Source organism: Thalassococcus arenae, assembly GCF_019104745.1.
GTDB lineage: Bacteria > Pseudomonadota > Alphaproteobacteria > Rhodobacterales > Rhodobacteraceae > Thalassococcus_B > Thalassococcus_B arenae.
Genome location: NZ_JAHRWL010000001.1, coordinates 287,305 through 305,900 on the forward strand (window position 1 = coordinate 287,305; position 18,596 = coordinate 305,900).

Genomic DNA, 18,596 nt, shown 5'->3' on the forward strand with positions numbered 1-18,596 from the left:
AAGACGAGGGTCAGGCGATGGGCCGGGGCTTCAGCGACATCTCCAGGAAATTGTTCTTGTAGGCGCTTTCGCCGATCTTGCGCAGCACGCCTCGGCCCAGCTTGTAGCGGTAGTTGCCGCTGACCGGGTCCGGGACCGCGTGGCAGACCGAATTGGCCATCGAGCCGGGATAGTTGAACGCCGCCTTGGCGACACCGGGCCGGATTTCGTCCGACACGATGGCGACCGCAACGAACTGGCCGGTGGTGGTCTTGATATGGCCGTTCTCCATAAGCTTGGCGAAGCTGAGATCGCCATCCTTGACGCCGATCGGTTCGCCCTGCTGGACATAGACCGTGTCGTTGAAGCCTTCGACCAGGTCGCCCGACTCGATGCCCTGCGGCGCGGCGTCGTCGGGATGGATCACGATATGCGGCCAGGGCCAGCGTTTGGCCAGGTAGGGTTTGCGCAAATCGTCGAAGCCCGATTGCCAGGTTTCGTTGACGCGGCCATTGGTGATCCAGATCTCGCCCTTGTCTGGGCGCGGCTTGATCGCCTCGTAGAAGTCCGACCAGCTGTCGTTGTTCCACGGCGTCTTGAGCATGTTGGCCTTGCCGGTGTGGGTGCCGAAGGCATAGAGCCATTTCTGGTCATAGGTGTCGCCCTCGACCTCGCCCCACTCGTTTTCCGGATCATGCAGGCGCTTGGTGCCGATCATCTCGCCGTTGACCAGGCGCACCGGCGTGGTGATCCCGGTGGTCCCCAGCTCACGCAGTTTTTCGTGGCCCTTCTTGCCTTCCTTCTGGGCCTGCTTGACCAGCACGTTGTAGCTGAGCACACCCCCGCGGGAGAACCGCGCGGCTTCCTCGAAGATCTCGTTGCTGTCCTTCCAGTCGAACCCTTCAAACCCCATCTTCTGGCCGAACAGACCGATGGCGTACCAGTCGGGCTTGGCTTCGGCCGGGGCATCGTTGAACTTGGCGTAAAGACGCAGACGGCGTTCGGCGTTGCAGCGGGTGAAATCCACCTCGCCCCAGCCCGCCGCGGGCAGCACGATGTCGGCATATTGGGTGTTGAGCGGTTCCACCGGGTAGATGTCGCTGTCCACCAGAACCATCCCGCCCGAGTCGACCCGCGCCTTGAACACCTCGACAAGATGGTCCTTGTCGACGCTGCGCGGCTGGTTGGGGTTGCGCATGGTCAGGTCGGCGACCCGGCTGGCCAGTTCCTGGCTGGCCAGCATCGCCGGGAACCAGGTGCAGCCGATGGTCCACATGAAGCGGACATGCCCGTCCATCACCCAGCGATCCACGTTCAGCGATTTCTTGCGCCGTCCGGGGTGCTTTTCGGGTGACAGCCAGCCCTTGCCGCCGGAAATGCCCATGCCGCCGCGCTGGTGTCCGCCGCCGCGGCTGATGACCTGGCCCGGGCGGTTGCCCGCACCACAGATCAGCCCCAGCGAGGCCAGCGACGCGGTGTTCATGTAGTTGTTGGACCAGTAATTGCCCTTTTCGATCATGAACGACGTCTTGGGGCGGCTGCCATCCTCGCGCGGTTTGGCCAGCATCTCGGCGCAGCGCTGGATATCCTCGGCCGGCAGGCCGGTGATCGCGGCCGCGGTTTCCAGCACCGCCGCCGGTTCGTCGGCGATGAACTTCTGGAAATCCTCCCAGTCGGATTGCCAGCGGCCCCAGGTGGTGCGCCATTGCCAGCGGGTGTTGCGGGTGCCGCGGCCATAGCCCGACTCGATCTCCCACTTGTTGTTCACCCAGGTGTCGATGAAGTCCTGGTCCTGCCAGCCGTTGTCGATGATGATCTTGGCCAGCGCCAGATGCAGCACCGTGTCGGTGCCCGGGATGATCGGCAGCCAAAGACCGCCGTTCTTGAGCCCCCATTCCACGCCCATCGTCTTGTGCGGTGTGACGAAGATCATCGTCTTGTTGGGGTTCTCGCCATACATCATCCATTCGGTGAACAGCACCGTCTTGGTCTCGTAGGGGTCGACACCCGACATGAAGGCCACATCGCACTTGCCCCAATCCTCGTAGGTGGCCGAGAACGAGTTGATGCCGGAATCGTCGAGACCCGCGGCATCCTCGGCCGCCTGCGGCTTGTCATGCGGCGCATAGACCGGCGTTCCGACGCCGCGGCGCACCAGTTTCGAGATCGCGTAGGTGTTCTCGAAATACTCGTAGGAATAGGTCTTCATGCCCCAGGCATGTTCGCCGTAATTCTTCAGCACATGCTTGGACACCTCGGCCATGACGTCGGTCGCCAGGTCCCAGCTGACCGGCGTCAGCACGCCGCCGATGCGGATCATCGGGTATTTCAGGCGGTCGCGGGTGGGTGTGTCGGGATTGAATATCTTTTGTGCCAGAGTGCCGCCGCGGACCGAATAGTTGCCGTTGCGGTTGACCACGTCGGCATCGACATCGGGCGTGACCACGAAGTGATGCGGTCTGCCTTCGTGCATGCCGATATTGTGCTGCGACCGCGCGATCCAGGGCGCGCCGCCGACCGGAAAATCGACGCCAAAGGCGTTCTGGTCGGCCTGGGCGCCGCCTTCGGTTCCCACCGGCCAGCGATAGACCTTGTAGGAACAGGCGACGATGCAATAGCTGCACGCGGTCGTCAGAACCTCGGCATCCGGCGGAGGCAGAGGCACGTGCTCGCGGTTCGGGGTGATGGATTCAGCCATCGGGAAACTCCTCTCTCAAGCGCCGCTGGGGTTCTGGCTGTAGCCGAAGAACAGCCCCATCACGCCGGTAGCGACGATGTCGTCGCCGTCGATTTCAAGAACGATCTGCGGCAGGCTTTCGACCGCATGACCCGACACGATCATCCCGTGCTTGGTCAGATCGAAGGTCGACAGATGCAGCGGGCACGGACCCAGCACCGAGTGTTCCGCACGGAACTCGGCTTCGCCCATGTAGCCGCCCATATGCGGGCAGATCGTGTTGAAGGCCACGATGTTGCGCCCGTCGCCCACGCCGCCGCCGGCCTCTTCGTTCAGCATCACCAGCAGGTTCTCGATGTCGTCGGTGGGATAATTGAACGACACCGCCGTGCCGGGCGTCAGCGCGGACAGCTTGCCGATGACCTTTCGGGTATAGGAAGACGAGACCAGTTCCTGCGCCTCGGACCCGGTGCCGAAACTGGCGAGGACCGAGACGGACGCGCCGCCCAGGATCAGGAAATTCCGCCGCGTGACGGAAGAACAGGCGTGATTTCGGCCCACGCCCTCGGCCTTGATTGCTTGGGTCATTTGGCAAACTCCGCCCAGGTTGCGGTTTCGGGAAGTTCCGGCTGTTCGAGGATCAGCGGCGCGTCCATCGACAGCGCTTCGAGAAAGGCCAAGAGATCGGTCTTTTCGTCTTCGGTCAGGCCCAGGGGTTGCAGACCCGCGGTCTGCCCCTCACCGCCGCCCGCGTCGTAGAAATCCACGACCTCGGCCAGCGTGTCGAAATAGCCGTTGTGCATGTAGGGCTCGGTCCAGCGCAGCTCGCGCAGCGAAGGCGTGCGGAACTTGTGCTTGTCGTCCGGGCGCTTGGTCTTGTGGTACAGGCCCAGATCGTCGGCCCCGGCGCGGTAGACCTCTTCGGGCACGCCTTTCTGGTAGAGCTCCCATCGCAAGGTGATCTGATACAGCGGGTCCTCGTTGAATTCGGGTGCCGCGGGCACGCCGATATTGTAGAACTTCTGGTCCGAGACCAGCGCGCCGTTGTGGCAGGAAATGCAACCCGCCTTGCCTTCGAACAACGCCTGGCCGCGCTGCGCCGCTTCAGACATCGCCGCGCCGTCACCGGCCAGGAACCGGTCGAACGGTACCCTGGCGGCATCGGTGACGATGGTCCGCTCGTAGGCGGCGATCGCATCCCAGGCCTGGCTGATATGCGGCCAGTCGGTGCCGAAGACCTGCTTGAACGCCGCCACGTATTCCGGGACGAAGCGCAGCCGCATCTCCATCATCGAACCGTCGCCATTGCCAGCGACAGCACCGCCCGCAGCGGCGGGGGCCTGGCTTTCCAGCGACGTGGCGCTGCCTTCCCAGAACCCCTTGTTGTAATAGGCGCTGTTCAGGATGGTCTGGCTGTTGCGCCAGTGCTGGGTGCCGGGATAGCCAAAGCTGATCGCGCCGCCCGTGCCCCAGCCGAGATCCGGCAGGTGACAGGCCGAACAGGGCATCGCCCCGTTGCCGGACAGCCGGCCATCCCAGTAGAGCTTTTCTCCCAGGGCGATCTTTTCCGGGGTCATCGGGTTGTCCGCCGGAACCGGCGGCGGCGGCAAGGTGGCCAGCGCCGGAACATGCCCTCCGGCCATGACCCCGGTCGCCAGGACGATGGAAGCCACGGAGGCGCCAAGGACGGTGTGTGCAAGTCGTTTCATCGTGCGTCCTCCTCAGTTCTGGCCGACTGCGCGCATGGCGTAGTCGGGCAATTCGGGTGCCGCGGCGGTCGGAGCGTCGCCGGTCAGGCTTTCCAGGAACAGCACGAGGTTCGCTTTCTCGTTGTCGTTCAGGCCCAGTGGCTGCAGCCCCGCAGTCTGACCTTCGCCGCCACCGGCATCGTAGAACTCGACCACCTCGGCCAGCGTGGCGAAGGCGCCGGAATGCATGTAGGGGCCGGTCTGGCCGACATCCCACAGCGACGGGGTGACGAACTTGCCCCAATCGGCCTTGTCCTTGGTGACGACATAATGGCCGACATCCTCGCGCAGGTTCATGTAGTTGGGCGTGCCCATCGTCGCGTAGTGGCGCAGCAGCGTGATCTGCCGGTCCGCACTGGTCTGAAGATCGGGATGGTCCGGCGCGCCCGTGGCGTGCAGACCGCCATCCGACAGCATCGCACCGGAATGGCAACCGATGCAGCCGGCCTTGCCCGCGAACAGGTCCTTGCCCTTTTCAGCGCCGGTCGACAGCGCGTCGGCATTGCCACGCAGATAGGCGTCGAAGGGCGCGTTGGTGGTGCGGATCGTCTTGATGTACTCCGCGATGGCGCCGTAGATGCGGCCGCCATAGGGCTCGGCGCCATAGGCGTCCTGGAACATCGCCATGTATTCGGGCACCTGCTTGAGCCGTTCCTGGGCCAGACGGCTGTCCATGTGCATCGTGTGCGACTCGGTCAGCATGTCGCGCACCAGCGTGCCCAGGTCGGCGCCATCCAGCCGGCCATCCCACATCAGGTAATTCCGGTTGGCCACGTTGAACAACGCGGGCGCGTTGCGGAAATAGGCCAGGTCGCCATAGGCATCCGACATCGCCTCGCCGCTGCTCCAGCCGTTGGCCGGGTCGTGGCAACTGGCGCAGGACAGGTCGGTGTCGCCCGACAGGCGGTTGTCGAAAAACAGCATGCCGCCCAGCGTGGCGCGGGCCTCATTGATTTCGCCGGGATCCGGCAGCGGCGCGAAACCCTGGGCATCTTGCGACGTGGCGGCGCCGGCGGCGCCTATCACAATCGCCACCGAGCAAAGCGCGGCGCGAACCGGTCGCGCGAATAAAGATCGCTTGTCCGTCATCGAAACTCCTTTCTGCGCATGGATTGCGGTTTGATTTCCTCGTGATCCGGATTTGAGGGAAGCTGCGCGCGACCGCGGTCCGCGGCGCGGGGCCGAATGAAGGCCGAAAGCCGGAAACGGGCCATCCTCTGTTTCACTGCGGATTCCCCCAAGGACGCGCCGGCGCGAAAGAACATCGCGCGACAGGCGGTCGTTGACGCAAGGTTAACAATCCGCTGACGGCAGCGTGTGACGGGCCGCCTTGCGAGTTGTGATGATTTGTGACGGTTCTTGACGACGCGCGCGTCAGCTCCGGTCCAGGTGCTGGCGCAGGATGCGGGCGAGCTCCAGCGGATCGACCGGCTTGGACACGACCATCGGTTCGGGACCGTCGATGCGATCCAGATGCGGCGCGAACCCGGTCAGGAACAGGATCGGCAGCGATGGCCGGACAACACGCAGCCGGGCGGCCAGTTCGGCGCCGTTCATGTCGGGCATCACGACATCGGTGATCGCCGCATCGAAGCGATCCGGCGCACTCTCGAAACTCTGCAGCGCGACCGGCGCCGACGAAAACGCCTCGACGCGATAGCCATAGCGCGTGAGGCTGCGGCGCAGCGTAGCGGCGATTTCGGGTTCGTCATCGACGACCAGCAGGCGTTCGGTGCCATAGGGCATCGCCTCGGCGGTGCCGTCGGCCTTCTGATCCGGCGGGTGGCACAGGGGCAGGCGGACGCGGAACTCGGCGCCCTGGCCCGGCTGGCTGTCGACCTCGATCGTGCCGCCGATATCCGAAACCAATCCGTGCACGACCGCCAGGCCCAGCCCGGTGCCCTTGCCCATCGGCTTGGTGGTGAAGAAGGCATCAAAGACGCGGCGGCGCACGTCCTCGGTCATGCCGGGCCCGTCATCCCGCACGGTCAGGCACATCCCTGCGCCTGCATCGTCCGGGTTGTGATCGGTGTCGATCCACACCCGCACCGTACCGCCCTTGCCGCCGATCGCTTCGGCGGCGTTTCCGCACAGGTTCATGACGATCTGGTGCAGATGGGTCGGGTCCGCCGCCACCCAGACCGGTTCCTCGGCGTCGGAGACGACAAACCGCGTTGTCGGCGCTGTCGAGGCGCGCGCGAGCCGCATCACCTGGCGCACCACCTCGCGCATGTCGGTCGGCACCGGGTTGCCGGCCTTGCGCCGGGCAAATCCCAGCAGCTGCTGCACCAGCAATTGCGCCCGCCGTGCCGCGATCTCGATCTGCTCGACCTCGCGCGCCAGGTCACTGCCTTGAGGCGCATCCAGGGCGGCCAGATGCGCCGATCCCAGGATCGACGTCAGCACGCTGTTGAAGTCATGCGCGATGCCTCCGGCCAGCAGGCCGACCGCCTCGATCTTCTGCGCACGGGCCATCTGTTCGCGGGCCCGCAGCCGTTCGGTGATGTCCTCGCCGATGCCCAGATAGCTGTGGGTGGTGCCATCGGCTTCGCGCAGCGGCAGGATCGTGCTTTCGATCCAATAGCTGCCGCCATCCTTCCTGAGATTGTGCAGGATGCCGCGCCAGGACTTTCCATCGCGCAGCAGTTCCTGCATCCGCGCATATTCCGCGGCTTCGGTATCGCCCGATTGCAGGAATTTCGGGGTCTCGCCGATGACCTCGTCGCGCGACCACCCCGACAGCTCCTCGAAATGGCGGTTGACGTATTTCAGCCGCCCGTCGGTGTCGGTGATCATCACCGAAGCCGGGCTTTGTTCGACCGCCTGTGCAAGCCGTTGTTCGCTGCGTTCCAGCCGGTGGCGCAGGTCCAGTTCATCGGACAACTGGTCGAGCGTGCCCTGCATGTCGGCGAGGATCGACCGGAAGGCCAGCGCCAGTGACAACGACGCCAGCACCAACAACGCCATCGAGACGAAGCCGATGCCGATCAACCCGCGCCCCCGTTCGACCGAAGCGAACAGGCGTTCGGTCTGCTGGGTGCGGGCGGCCTGCCACAGCCGTTCGAGCGTTGCCAGCGCCGCCAGCGCATCGGTGTCGTCGACCCGCACCAGCGCGTCGGTCCGTTCGGCCGACCATCTCTCGGCCGCGGCGGCTTCGGCGATCGACAACTTGTCGCGATAGATGGCGATTGTGCGTATCACGGTCTCGACCGCTTCGCGTTCCTCGACCGAGATGGGCAGCGCGAGGTATTCCGCCGTGACCGCATCGAATTCCCCCAGTTTTCCGACAAGCCGCTGGCGGTATTGATCGTCCTGGCGCAGCACGTAGTTCTTGAACGTGTGGATGATTCCGCCGTACCCCAATTGTCCGCGGATCGCGCTGATCAGTGCGCCCTTTCGGTCGGCTTCGCTGGAATAGCCGGTCCAGCTTTCGGAAATCTCGAGGAATTGCCTGCGCGTCTGAACGCCCAGATACAGTCCGGTCACGACCGTCGCCACCAACAGGACGGCCGCCGCGATTACCGTCTTGCGCGTCTTTATCCGTGGCCGCATCGGTCATCCGCCTTGCACCGCCCTTGCGGGCCATCGCCAATCCCCGCATTATCCGACGGTCTGGCGTTATCAGGAAGTGTCACATGGCGCATCGCGTGCTGGTCGTCGATGACGATCATCAAGTGACGGATTTTCTTCAACGGTTCCTGGTCAAACAGGGATTCCACGTGGTGTCGTCGGGGTCGGCCACCCAGATGGGCCTGGCGATGGAACACGACAGCTTCGATATTATCATCCTCGATGTCGGCCTTCCCGATGCCGACGGGTTCCAGATCTTGCGGGACTTGCGCCGGGATTCGAGCATACCGATCATCCTGCTGACCGTGCGCGACGATGTCTACGACAAGGTCGTGGGGCTGGAGATCGGCGCCGACGACTATGTCCCCAAACCGTTCGAACCGCGCGAATTGCTGGCCCGCATGCGGTCGGTTCTGCGCCGCACCGTATCACCCGAGCCCAAGAAGCACGGCACGCGGGCCGGAGACGCGGTGTTTTCCGGCTTTCGCCTGCAGTCGGAAAAACGCCGCGTGACCGCCCCGGACGGCGCCGAGATGTCGCTGACGTCTACGGAATACACGCTGTTGGTGCACCTGGTGCAGCATGCCGGCGAAACCGTTTCGCGCGACAGTCTGATGAACGCGCTCTACGGCTATTCGATCCAGGTCACAGACCGCGCCATCGACGCCCATGTCTCGCGCCTGCGTCGCAAGTTGGATGCAGCGGGCGGGCATGGCGGGCTGATCAAGACAGTGCATGGCCGCGGCTATTGCCTGGCCGACCGGATCGAGACGCCCGCCGGGCGGTGATCGGCATCCAACACCCGCCATGCGGTTTGCGTCGCCCTGCGCCCCGGTGCATATCTGGCGACAGGGAGGCCGATGCATGGTTCATGACACCAACGATTACCTGGACATCCGCGAGGGTGTCCGCGCGCTTTGTGCGCAGTTTCCCGACGCCTATCACCGCAAGATCGATGCCGAACGCGCCTATCCCGAAGCCTTCGTCGAGGCACTGACCCGCGAAGGCTGGATGAGCGCCCTGATCCCCGAAGAATACGGCGGCTCGGGCCTGGGGCTGACCGAGGCATCGGTCATCATGGAGGAAATCAACCGCGCGGGCGGCAATTCCGGCGCTTGCCACGGCCAGATGTACAACATGAACACGCTGGTGCATCACGGTTCGGACGAACAGAAGCGGCTATACCTGCCGCGCATCGCCAGCGGCGAATTGCGTCTGCAAAGCATGGGCGTGACCGAACCGACGACCGGCTCCGACACGACGAAGCTCAAGACGACGGCGGTGCGCCGGGGCGATCGCTATGTCATCAATGGCCAGAAGGTCTGGATCAGCCGCGTGCAGCATTCCGACCTGATGATCCTGCTGGCGCGCACCACGCCGCTGGCCGAGGTGCGCAAGAAATCCGAAGGGCTGTCGATCTTCCTCGTCGATGTGGCCGAGGCGATGCGCAGCGGCATGACCGTCCGGCCGATCGCCAACATGGTCAACCACGAAACCAACGAGCTGTTTTTCGACAATCTCGAGATCCCGGTGGAAAACCTGATCGGAGAGGAAGGTCAGGGCTTCAAGTATATCCTGACCGGCCTGAACGCCGAACGCGCACTGATCGCGGCGGAATGCATCGGCGACGGCTACTGGTTCACCGATCGGGCCACCGCCTATGCCAGGGATCGCCGCGTTTTCGATCGCCCCATCGGGCAGAACCAGGGCGTGCAATTCCCCATTGCCGAGGCGTTCATCGAGGTTCGGGCGGCCGACCTGATGCGCTACCGCGCCTGCGCGTTGTTCGATGCCGGCCAGCCCTGCGGAGCCGAGGCGAACATGGCCAAGTACCTGGCCGCCAAGGCAAGCTGGGAGGCCGCCAATGCCTGCCTGCAAACATATGGCGGGTTCGGTTTTGCCTGCGAATACGACATCGAACGCAAGTTCCGGGAAACCCGGCTGTATCAGGTGGCGCCGATCTCGACCAACCTGATCCTGTCCTACGTGGCCGAGCATGTCCTGGGCCTGCCGAGGTCGTTCTGATGACACGCCTGCCCCTGGACGGACTGCGCGTCGTGGCCGTGGAACAGGCGGTGGCGGCGCCCTTCTGCACCGCGCGGCTGGCCGATGCGGGCGCCGAGGTTGTCAAGATCGAGCGCCCGGGCGGCGATTTCGCCCGCGGCTACGACAAGGCGGCGGCCGGGCAATCCAGCTATTTCGTCTGGTTGAATCGCGGCAAGCAGAGCCGGGTGCTGGACCTGGGCGCGGACAAGGGCCGCGCCGCGCTGGAGACACTGATCGCCCAGGCGGACGTGCTGGTGCAGAACCTCAAACCCGGCGCGATGGACAAGCTGGGCTTCGACTCTGCCCGGCTGGCGACAGGTTATCCGCGCCTGATCAACTGCGTCATCAGCGGCTATGGCGACAGCGGGCCGATGGCGCAGCGCAAGGCCTATGATTTGCTGATTCAGGCCGATGCGGGGCTGTGTTCGATCACCGGCGGCCCCGCGGAACCCGCCCGTGTCGGCATCTCGGTTGTCGACATCGCCACCGGGGCCACTGCCCATGCCGCCATCCTGGAGGCGCTGATCGCCCGTGGCATCACGGGTCGCGGCGCCCATATCGCGGTTTCGATGTTCGATGTCATCGCCGAATGGCTGACCGTGCCGCTGCTGAACCACGAAGCGGGGCACAGCCCGCGGCGCCAGGGCATGGTGCATCCGTCCATCGCGCCTTACGGGGTGTTCGCCGCCTCGGACGGCACACCGATCCTGCTATCGGTGCAAAGCGACCGGGAATGGCGGGTATTGTGCGACCGGTTCCTTGGCGAACCCGGCTTGGGCACCGATCCGCTTTTCGCCACCAACGTGGCGCGAGTGGCGAACCGCGCACAGACCGATGCCGCCGTCGCCGCAGGAGTTGGCACGCGGACCGGCGCGCAGGCCATCGACGAACTTGTGGCTATCGGGCTGGCCGTGGCCTCGGTCAACGACATGGCCGGACTGGCCGCGCATCCGCATCTGCGCCGGGTCACCGTGGATACGCCGAACGGGCCGGTTTCGCTGCCTGCGCCGGCGCCGATCGTGGATGGTCGGACGCGCCAGACGGGCGCGGTTCCCGCCTTGCCCGACCCCGACGCCGGGTGACAATTCACGACCGGCATGTTTGAAACCCGCAACGCCACACAGGCAGAACCGGACCGACCGAATGACCGACATTGAGCGCATCCGTGCGACCTGGGCCAGGGCCGCCGCCGATCCCGGGGCCACCGCCGCGGGCTTTTACACCAATCTTTTCAAGATCGCGCCCCAGACCCGGGCGTTGTTCGGCACCGACCTGACGGTGCAGGGCGCCAAGCTGATGCAAACCATCGGGTTCATCGTCGATCATCTCGACGACGGTGACGCCTGGCAGGGCGCGGCGCGCGAGCTGGCGATCCGGCATGTGGCCTACGGTGTCAAACCGCAGGATTACGGCCCGGTCGGCGAGGCGCTGGTCATGACGCTGTCGGAAACCCTGGGCGAGGATTTCGACCAGGCCGACCGGGAGGTGTGGAGCAGGACCTACGCGGCGTTGTCGAACCTGATGACAAAGGCCGCGTTCTGATCGATCAGGTGTTGAACAGAAAGTGCATCACGTCGCCATCCTTGACGACATAGCTCTTGCCTTCGGCGCGCATCTTTCCGGCATCCTTGGCCGGCTGTTCACCCCCAAGCGCCACGTAATCGTCATAGGCGATGGTTTCGGCACGGATGAAGCCCCTTTCGAAATCGCCGTGGATCACGCCCGCGGCCTGCGGCGCCAGCGTGCCCTGCCTGATGGTCCAGGCGCGCGCCTCTTTCGGGCCGACGGTGAAATAGGTCTGCAGGTGCAAAAGCTCGTATCCGGCGGTGATCAACCGGTCCAGACCCGCCTCTTCCAACCCCATCTCCGCCAGGAACATCGCGGCCTCGTCGGCATCGAGCTGGCTGATTTCTTCCTCGATCCGCGCCGAGATCACCACGTGGCTGTTGCCTTGCGCAGCGGCCATTTCGGCCACCTTGGCCGAAAGCGCGTTGCCGGTCGCGGCATCGGCCTCGTCGACGTTGCAGACGTAGAGCACCGGCTTGGTGGTCAGAAGTTGCAGCATCCGCCAGGCCTTGGCGTCCTCGGCATCGACCTTGACGACGCGCGCGGGCTGGCCCTGTTCAAGCACCTCCAGCGCGGCCTTCATCAGACGTTCCTGCTGCACCGCTTCCTTGTCGCCGCCGCGCACCTTGCGGACGATGTTCTGAAGCCGCTTTTCCAGGCTTTCCATGTCGGCGATGATCAGTTCGGTCTCGATCGTCTCGGCATCGGCGACGGGATCGACACGGCCTTCGACATGGGTGACATCGTCATCCTCGAAACAGCGCAACACATGGGCGATGGCATCGACCTCGCGGATATTGGCCAGGAACTGGTTGCCCAATCCCTCGCCCTTGGACGCCCCCTTCACCAGCCCCGCGATGTCGACGAAGGTCATGCGCGTGGGAACGATCTGCGCCGACTTGGCAATGGCCGCAAGCTTGTCCAGACGGGCATCGGGCACGGCCACGTCACCGACATTGGGTTCGATCGTGCAGAACGGAAAATTCGCCGCCTGCGCCGCGGCTGTCCGCGTCAGCGCGTTGAACAGGGTCGACTTGCCCACGTTGGGCAGACCCACGATCCCCATGCGAAACCCCATCTGGCACTCCTGTCTCTGGCCGGCCCGTCGCGGCTGCCCGATCTGGCCAGCCGGTCGCGTCGCGCCGTCTCTAGTGGGCGATCCGGCCGGGTGCAAGCCCGCGCTGGCCGGTCAGTTCGGGCAGCTTGATGCGCCAGAACCGCCAGGCCAGCAGCACCGCAGCGACGCCAAGACCGGAAACCAGCCCGCTCCAGATGCCGCCGGCACCGAAATCCAGCACGAAGCCGAAGACGTAGGCGCATGGCAGACCGACACCCCAATAGGCGAGGCTGGCGATGACCATGGGCACGCTTGTGTCCTGCAGACCGCGCAGAAGTCCCAGATTGACCACCTGCATCGCGTCTACCAACTGGAACAGCGCGGCGAAGATCAGCAGCAGCGTGCCCAGCGCGATGATCGCATCGCGCGCCGGGTCGGTCGGGTCGACGAAGGCGCCCAGCAACAGGTCCGGCAGCGTCACGAACAACACCGTCGCCAGCGCGACCATGCCCAGCGACAGCATGACCGCCACCTGCGCTCCGCGCGCCAGGTGCTGAGCGTCCCTCCGGCCATATGCCGTGCTGGCCCGCACCGTGGCCGCGTTGGCCAGGCCCAGATGCACCATGAAGGTCGCGGTGGCGATCTGCAGCGCGATGCCATGGGCGGCCAGGGGTATCGTGCCCAGCCAGCCCATCATCACCGCCGACATCGCGAACAGCGCCACCTCGGCCAGCGTGGTCAGTCCGATCGGGATGCCCAGACGCGCGACGGACGCGAACATCTCCCAGTCCGGGCGCCACAGCCGCTGGAATAGCGCGTGTTCCGGCAAGCGGCGCAGGGCGTAGGCGATGACCAGCACCAGCGACACCGAATGCGACACGACAGAAGCCCAGGCAGCGCCGCGCAACCCCATTTCCGGGGCACCCCAATTGCCGAAGATCAGGGCGTAATTGGCCAACGCGTTGGCAATCGCGGCCGCAACGGTGATCCAGAACACGATGCGCGTGTGTTCCAGCCCCGCCAGGTAGTTGCGCAGCACCATCACGCCCAGCGCCGGCAGCATGCCCCATCCGGCTATGCGCAGGTAGGTCTGGGCGTCCAGCGCCACCTGCTCTTCCTGTCCGATGGCGCGCAGGATCGGTGCCGAGGCCCACATCAGCGGCATCACCGCGAAGAAGAAGATCGCCGACAGCCACAACCCCATGCGGGTAGCGCGGCGAATCTGCTGGTCGTCACCCGTCGTGGCAAAGCCCGCGACCATCGGCATGACAGCCCAACCGAACCCGGCACCGAACAGCAGAAAGACGTGGTAAAGTGACGTCGCCAGCGTCATCGCCGCCAGCTCGGGAACGCCGTACCAACCCATCATCACGGTGTCCGTCAGCCCGATGGCGAACTGCGCGAGGTGCCCGCCGATCAAGGGCAGGCCCAAGGCGAGGATGGCGCGCGCATGCGCGGCCCGGGTCATCGGAGCAGTGGACATGGGTGCAATTAGTCCGGTTGGCCGACACTGCGCAACCGCCGACAGCAACAGGCTGCCCCGAACTGGGGTCTGGCCGTGGCTGCATCGTCGTCGATTTTGCCGTAATCGTGTTCAATCCCTGCGCGACTGTGGTATTGTCAACGCATTGTTGACGCGCTTTGACACGAAAGATTGTATCCATGCCCGATCCCGTGGCCGTGCAGGACCTTGTCGCAAACGCCCGGCGATTTCTGACCGAATTGGCGGCCAACAACACCCGCGAATGGTTTCAGGGCGAAAAGCATCGCTACGATTCCGAGTTGAAGCGCCCGGCGGAACGGCTGCTTGGTGATCTCGCCCCGCATCTCGAAGCGCTGGCCGGGGCGCCCGTGCGCCAGAAACTGTTTCGACCGCATCGCGATATCCGCTTCAGCACCGACAAGACGCCGTATCATACGCACTTGCATCTGGCTTGGTCGATCCAGGACGGGCGGGGCTGGTATTTCGGACTGTCGCCCAGCTATGCAACCGCGGGGGCCGGCATCATGGCCTTCGACAAGGTCCAGATCGACCGTTGGCGCGATGCCGTCGCCGGGCCGCGCGGCACGGCACTGACCGGTATTCTGGACCAGATCGGGGGGCGCATCGATCCGCCCGAGCTCAAGCGGGTACCGCCGCCGTTTCCCGGCGACCATCCGCATCATGCACTGCTGCGCCGCAAGGGATTGACGGTGTGGGTTGACGATCTGGCGCCGGTCATCGCGGCAGACCCTTTCGGCGGCCTGTCCGGCGCCTTTGAACGGCTGTCGCCCGTCATGACCTGGTTGGGCGACACGCTCTGACGTTCGGCATCACTCCTTGACCCGGCGGTTGTCGGGATGGAGCGCCTTGCCGAGGATGTGATCGGACCGGTGGATGACATGCCCCGCGCCGCCGACGATCATCGGATCCGGCGCCTTCGCGATCTTGCGATCCTTGCCCGGGTATGCCAGCGAGTTCAGGAAATGGCGCATGCAGTTCAACCGCGCGCGTTTCTTGTCGTCCGACTTGACCACCGTCCAGGGCGCGTCGGCGGTATCGGTGTAAAAGAACATCGCCTCTTTCGCCTCGGTGTAGTCATCCCACTTGTTCAGGCTGGCCATGTCGATCGGGCTGAGTTTCCACTGTTTGAGCGGATCGGTCTCGCGGCTTTCGAAGCGGCGTTTCTGTTCCGGCCGGGTGACCGAGAACCAGTACTTGTAGAGCTGGATGCCCGAACGCACCAGCATCCGTTCGAGCTCCGGGGTCTGACGCATGAATTCAAGGTATTCGCTGGGTTCGCAAAAGCCCATGACGCGTTCCACGCCGGCGCGGTTGTACCATGACCGGTCGAACAGGACGATCTCGCCCTCGGTCGGCAGGTGCTGGATATAGCGTTGGAAATACCATTGCCCGCGTTCCAGTTCGGTGGGCTTGTTCAGCGCCACGACCCGCGCGGTGCGCGGGTTCAGATGTTCTGTGAACCGCTTGATCGTGCCGCCCTTGCCGGCGGCGTCGCGACCTTCGAACAACAGCACGAACTTCTGTCCGGTCTCCTGTGCCCACAACTGCACTTTCAGCAACTCGGCCTGTAGCTGTGCCTTTTCGCGCTCGTAACTGCGGCGGGACAGCTTGGTGGCATAGGGGTATTCGCCGGTTTCGAATGCACGCCGGATATCCGCAGCGCTTGGCATGTTGCGACGCACCGGTTTGGGTTGCACCGGCGTCTGTTCCTGGGTTTCGGGCGCAGTCGTCTCTTGGGCCGGGTTGCCGTCCATTGCAAATCCTCGCTGTGTTTTCTGGCCTCATTCTAGCGCTTGCCAAGGCAGTCCGCCTTGAGCCGTGTCAAAAAGAAGTGGCCGACGCTCAGCTTTCTTGGCAGGGCGGATTTCCGGGCAGGCCCGACGCGGAACCACCCCCATTGCTTTTCCTTGCCGCATCCGGCAACAGAACCCGAACGAAAGAGGGAGACCACCATGACCCGGATCGAGACATGTTTTGCCGCGTTGGCCCGCGACGGCAAGAAAGCCTTCGTTTCGTACATCATGGCGGGCGATCCCGATTATGACACCGCGCTCGAGGTGATGATGGGATTGCCGGCGGCTGGCGTCGATGTGATCGAACTGGGCCTGCCCTTCACCGATCCGATGGCCGATGGGCCGACGATCCAACTGGCCGGACAACGCGCGCTGGATGCCGGCATGACCCTGCCCCGGACACTCGATATGGTGCGGGCCTTCCGTGCGACCGACGATACAACCCCGATCGTGTTGATGGGCTACTACAACCCGATCTATTCCCGCGGTGTCGACCGCTTTCTGGTCGAGGCCAAGGAGGCCGGGATCGACGGGCTGATCGTGGTCGACCTGCCGCCCGAAGAGGACGAGGAGTTGTGCATTCCGGCGCAGGCGGCCGGGCTGAACTTCATCCGGCTGGCGACCCCCACGACCGATGACAAGCGCCTGCCCAAGGTGCTGCAGAACACCTCGGGTTTCGTCTATTACGTGTCGATCACCGGGATCACCGGCGCTGCCGCGGCGCAAGCCACCGATGTCGCGCCGGAAGTGGCGCGGATCAAGGCCAAGACCGACCTGCCGGTGATCGTTGGCTTTGGCATCCGCACGCCCGAAACATCCCGCGCGATCGCCTCGGTCGCTGATGGCTGTGTCGTCGGCAGCGCGATCGTCGGCGAATTGGCGACAGGCAAGAGCCCAAGCGAAGTGCTGGCCTTCGTCAAGTCGCTGGCCGACGGCGCCCACGCCGCCTGACACCGCGGCGTCAGCCGCGCGCTTCGTCCAGCCGGCGCCGCAACCTGCCCAGGGCGTCGATCAGGAACCCGATCTCGTCCTCGGACAAGACATCGGTGATCGGCGCCATGTCCGGGCCGATGGCCTTGATCGCCTCGTCGCGAAACCGGCGCCCGGTTTCCGTCAGCCAGACCTGCTTCGACCTCGCGTCGTCGGGGTTGCGGCGCAACTCGACGAATTTGTGCTTTTCCAGACCGGCCAGAGTATGCGTCATCGTCGTCTTCGGAACCTGGAAAGACCGGGCCAGTTCCAGCGGCGTGCGCCCGTCCTTGACCCGGATCAGGTGGTTGACGACGCTGAAATGCGGCAGCAGCATGCCATCCGGCAGCCGCGCCTCGAGAAAGGCGCGGCTGAGCTGGGCGATGATGCCCACTTCGTTGAACAGTTGAAAGGTGCGCCCCGGAGCATCCGGGGTCGTATCAGGCATCGCGCATCCGTGTCTCCAATGCCCATCGCGGTGTGCGGGGCGTCGTCGGAGCGTATCCCAACAGCCCGAGCATTTGAACCGTGCCGCCCGGCGGGGCATAGGCGGTGTGGATCGCTTGGTATAGCGGCGCCATTTCGGCATATTCCTGCAACACCTGGCTGACCGGCCGCACCGCCAACCCGGCCCCGGTCGCGGCAAGGTTCAGCCGCAACCAGCGCGCACCGACCTCGATCTGGTCGAAACGGCTGTTGCCCGGCGTGGTCTGCAAGACGAAGGCCGGCGTGCCCAGAATGGCATCCCGGGTGCCTTCGATGGCGGTCCGCGATCCCGGATTCTCGGGGTCGGATGCCGCTTCTCGGGTGAACAGACCAAGCCTTGCCAGCACTTCGAGCTGGACCCCCCCGGCATCGATCCCGTCCGGCCGGGCATTGATTTCGGCCTTGCCGATCCGCAGCAGGTCGATGCTTTCCTGCCAGGCCGGTTGGGTCGACGCTTCGACCAGCCAGGCCTCGACGGCCAGGCTTCGCAAGGTGTCGGCATCGTCACCGCCGGTAAAGACCTCGGCATAGGCAGCAAGCGGTGCAGCGGCCGCGGGGGTCACCGGTTGCGGATCGAAGGCATCCTTGTGACTGCGCCGCGCCATCGCGTGGGCGAAAAGCGGATCGGGCTGCGCCCTGTCCGGAACGAAGCGGCACAGCGCGACCGGTCCGCTCTCGCCTTCCGGGAACAGGGTTTGTTCGATGCCGATGCGATCCTGTGCAGCCGCCATCCGCATCAGGTCAAGGAAACAGCCCATCCCGATGGTCAACTGGCGTGCGAAAGGGTCAGTGACGGGCAGGTTCCGCGACGGATCGCGCCAGATAGCAACCATGTCATCGCCGCGCAACTCGGCTTGCCATGGCTGCCGATTGTGCGGGTTGGGCGCAAGCAGCGCATAGGACAGAGCGTTCATCCGCGGGTCGCCATATCCGCCCGCCATGTCCCAGGGTGCCAGCGCCCGGGCCGGGGTCCGGCTTGCGGCGAAAGCGCCGAGTCCGGCAGTGGCGGCAAGAACGGTTCCGCCGCCGATCAGGCCAAGTGTCTTTCTCCGAGAATAGGTCATCGGTTTCTCCATTGGTTCGATATCGTACTATATAGTGCGATATCGAACCAGGCAAACGCGTGTAGACTTTTTTGCCGCATTGCCCGAACCGGCCGCTATTGGTAAGCAAACATAACCAATACCCACCAAAGGTCGCC

16 protein-coding genes are annotated in these 18,596 nt (G+C 64.7%); 6 read left to right on the forward strand and 10 right to left on the reverse strand.

The genetic code is table 11. The annotated features are described in order from the left end of the window. Window positions 1-10: 10 nt before the first annotated feature. From KUH32_RS01420 to KUH32_RS01440, 5 genes are all read right to left on the reverse strand, one after another. Window positions 11-2,677 (reverse strand): arsenate reductase (azurin) large subunit, encoded by a 2,667-nt coding sequence (locus KUH32_RS01420; protein WP_217776285.1) that lies wholly within the window; start codon window positions 2,675-2,677, stop codon window positions 11-13. A 15-nt stretch (window positions 2,678-2,692) separates the two neighbouring features. Further along, window positions 2,693-3,244, reverse strand: coding sequence for a Rieske 2Fe-2S domain-containing protein (locus tag KUH32_RS01425; RefSeq protein ID WP_217776286.1), 552 nt, complete (start codon window positions 3,242-3,244; stop codon window positions 2,693-2,695). Further along, the gene (locus KUH32_RS01430; RefSeq protein ID WP_254898958.1) at window positions 3,241-4,365 is read right to left on the reverse strand and encodes a cytochrome-c peroxidase; all 1,125 of its coding nucleotides are present in this window, start codon (window positions 4,363-4,365) and stop codon (window positions 3,241-3,243) included. The genes KUH32_RS01425 and KUH32_RS01430 overlap by 4 nt, the downstream gene beginning before the upstream one ends. 12 nt (window positions 4,366-4,377) lie before the next feature. Next, a complete protein-coding gene (locus KUH32_RS01435) occupies window positions 4,378-5,439 on the reverse strand; it encodes a cytochrome-c peroxidase (RefSeq protein WP_217776287.1) in 1,062 nt (353 codons plus the stop codon). A gap of 339 nt (window positions 5,440-5,778) precedes the next feature. After that, a complete protein-coding gene (locus KUH32_RS01440) occupies window positions 5,779-7,956 on the reverse strand; it encodes a hybrid sensor histidine kinase/response regulator (RefSeq protein ID WP_217776288.1) in 2,178 nt (725 codons plus the stop codon). 83 nt (window positions 7,957-8,039) lie between these two features. Between KUH32_RS01440 and KUH32_RS01445 the strand changes: the two genes are divergently transcribed. From KUH32_RS01445 to KUH32_RS01460, 4 genes are all read left to right on the forward strand, one after another. Continuing rightward, window positions 8,040-8,762, forward strand: a complete 723-nt coding sequence (locus KUH32_RS01445; protein ID WP_217776289.1) for a response regulator — start codon at window positions 8,040-8,042, stop codon at window positions 8,760-8,762. Between the two features lie 76 nt (window positions 8,763-8,838). Further along, window positions 8,839-9,999: an acyl-CoA dehydrogenase family protein gene (locus KUH32_RS01450; protein WP_217776290.1), complete on the forward strand. Its 1,161-nt coding sequence runs from the start codon at window positions 8,839-8,841 to the stop codon at window positions 9,997-9,999. Beyond that, complete coding sequence (locus tag KUH32_RS01455; protein WP_217776291.1) at window positions 9,999-11,102, forward strand: CaiB/BaiF CoA transferase family protein; 1,104 nt, start codon at window positions 9,999-10,001, stop codon at window positions 11,100-11,102. The genes KUH32_RS01450 and KUH32_RS01455 overlap by 1 nt, the downstream gene beginning before the upstream one ends. 61 nt (window positions 11,103-11,163) lie before the next feature. Further along, entirely contained in the window at window positions 11,164-11,562 is a 399-nt protein-coding gene (locus tag KUH32_RS01460; RefSeq protein ID WP_217776292.1) for a globin domain-containing protein, read from the forward strand. A 4-nt stretch (window positions 11,563-11,566) separates the two neighbouring features. On the opposite strand, the gene ychF is transcribed toward KUH32_RS01460, so the two are convergent. Both ychF and KUH32_RS01470 read right to left on the reverse strand, forming a co-directional pair. After that, window positions 11,567-12,664 (reverse strand): redox-regulated ATPase YchF, encoded by a 1,098-nt coding sequence (gene ychF / locus KUH32_RS01465; protein ID WP_217776293.1) that lies wholly within the window; start codon window positions 12,662-12,664, stop codon window positions 11,567-11,569. 70 nt (window positions 12,665-12,734) lie between these two features. Continuing rightward, complete coding sequence (locus KUH32_RS01470) at window positions 12,735-14,126, reverse strand: MATE family efflux transporter (RefSeq protein ID WP_254898959.1); 1,392 nt, start codon at window positions 14,124-14,126, stop codon at window positions 12,735-12,737. Between the two features lie 179 nt (window positions 14,127-14,305). On the opposite strand from KUH32_RS01470, the gene KUH32_RS01475 reads away from it, so the two are divergent. Then, on the forward strand, window positions 14,306-14,947 hold the full coding sequence (locus KUH32_RS01475) for a TIGR02453 family protein (protein WP_217776294.1): 642 nt from the start codon (window positions 14,306-14,308) through the stop codon (window positions 14,945-14,947). A 9-nt stretch (window positions 14,948-14,956) separates the two neighbouring features. Here KUH32_RS01475 and ppk2 read toward each other — a convergent pair whose 3' ends face one another. Next, complete coding sequence (gene ppk2, locus KUH32_RS01480; RefSeq protein ID WP_217776295.1) at window positions 14,957-15,901, reverse strand: polyphosphate kinase 2; 945 nt, start codon at window positions 15,899-15,901, stop codon at window positions 14,957-14,959. A gap of 198 nt (window positions 15,902-16,099) precedes the next feature. On the opposite strand from ppk2, the gene trpA reads away from it, so the two are divergent. Next, entirely contained in the window at window positions 16,100-16,891 is a 792-nt protein-coding gene (gene trpA, locus KUH32_RS01485) for a tryptophan synthase subunit alpha (protein ID WP_217776296.1), read from the forward strand. A 10-nt stretch (window positions 16,892-16,901) separates the two neighbouring features. Here trpA and KUH32_RS01490 read toward each other — a convergent pair whose 3' ends face one another. After that, a complete protein-coding gene (locus tag KUH32_RS01490; protein WP_217776297.1) occupies window positions 16,902-17,357 on the reverse strand; it encodes a MarR family winged helix-turn-helix transcriptional regulator in 456 nt (151 codons plus the stop codon). Further along, on the reverse strand, window positions 17,350-18,459 hold the full coding sequence (locus KUH32_RS01495; RefSeq protein ID WP_217776298.1) for an Acg family FMN-binding oxidoreductase: 1,110 nt from the start codon (window positions 18,457-18,459) through the stop codon (window positions 17,350-17,352). Before KUH32_RS01495 ends, KUH32_RS01490 begins: the two co-directional genes overlap by 8 nt. Window positions 18,460-18,596 lie beyond the last annotated feature (137 nt).

Coding starts and splice junctions, on each gene's coding strand:
- KUH32_RS01420 (WP_217776285.1), bottom strand. CDS start 2,677: ATGGCTGAATCCATCACCCCGAACCGCGAGCACGTGCCTCTGCCTCCG.
- KUH32_RS01425 (WP_217776286.1), bottom strand. CDS start 3,244: ATGACCCAAGCAATCAAGGCCGAGGGCGTGGGCCGAAATCACGCCTGT.
- KUH32_RS01430 (WP_254898958.1), bottom strand. CDS start 4,365: ATGAAACGACTTGCACACACCGTCCTTGGCGCCTCCGTGGCTTCCATC.
- KUH32_RS01440 (WP_217776288.1), bottom strand. CDS start 7,956: ATGCGGCCACGGATAAAGACGCGCAAGACGGTAATCGCGGCGGCCGTC.
- KUH32_RS01445 (WP_217776289.1), top strand. CDS start 8,040: ATGGCGCATCGCGTGCTGGTCGTCGATGACGATCATCAAGTGACGGAT.
- KUH32_RS01450 (WP_217776290.1), top strand. CDS start 8,839: ATGGTTCATGACACCAACGATTACCTGGACATCCGCGAGGGTGTCCGC.
- KUH32_RS01455 (WP_217776291.1), top strand. CDS start 9,999: ATGACACGCCTGCCCCTGGACGGACTGCGCGTCGTGGCCGTGGAACAG.
- KUH32_RS01460 (WP_217776292.1), top strand. CDS start 11,164: ATGACCGACATTGAGCGCATCCGTGCGACCTGGGCCAGGGCCGCCGCC.
- ychF (WP_217776293.1), bottom strand. CDS start 12,664: ATGGGGTTTCGCATGGGGATCGTGGGTCTGCCCAACGTGGGCAAGTCG.
- KUH32_RS01470 (WP_254898959.1), bottom strand. CDS start 14,126: ATGTCCACTGCTCCGATGACCCGGGCCGCGCATGCGCGCGCCATCCTC.
- KUH32_RS01475 (WP_217776294.1), top strand. CDS start 14,306: ATGCCCGATCCCGTGGCCGTGCAGGACCTTGTCGCAAACGCCCGGCGA.
- ppk2 (WP_217776295.1), bottom strand. CDS start 15,901: ATGGACGGCAACCCGGCCCAAGAGACGACTGCGCCCGAAACCCAGGAA.
- trpA (WP_217776296.1), top strand. CDS start 16,100: ATGACCCGGATCGAGACATGTTTTGCCGCGTTGGCCCGCGACGGCAAG.
- KUH32_RS01490 (WP_217776297.1), bottom strand. CDS start 17,357: ATGCCTGATACGACCCCGGATGCTCCGGGGCGCACCTTTCAACTGTTC.
- KUH32_RS01495 (WP_217776298.1), bottom strand. CDS start 18,459: ATGACCTATTCTCGGAGAAAGACACTTGGCCTGATCGGCGGCGGAACC.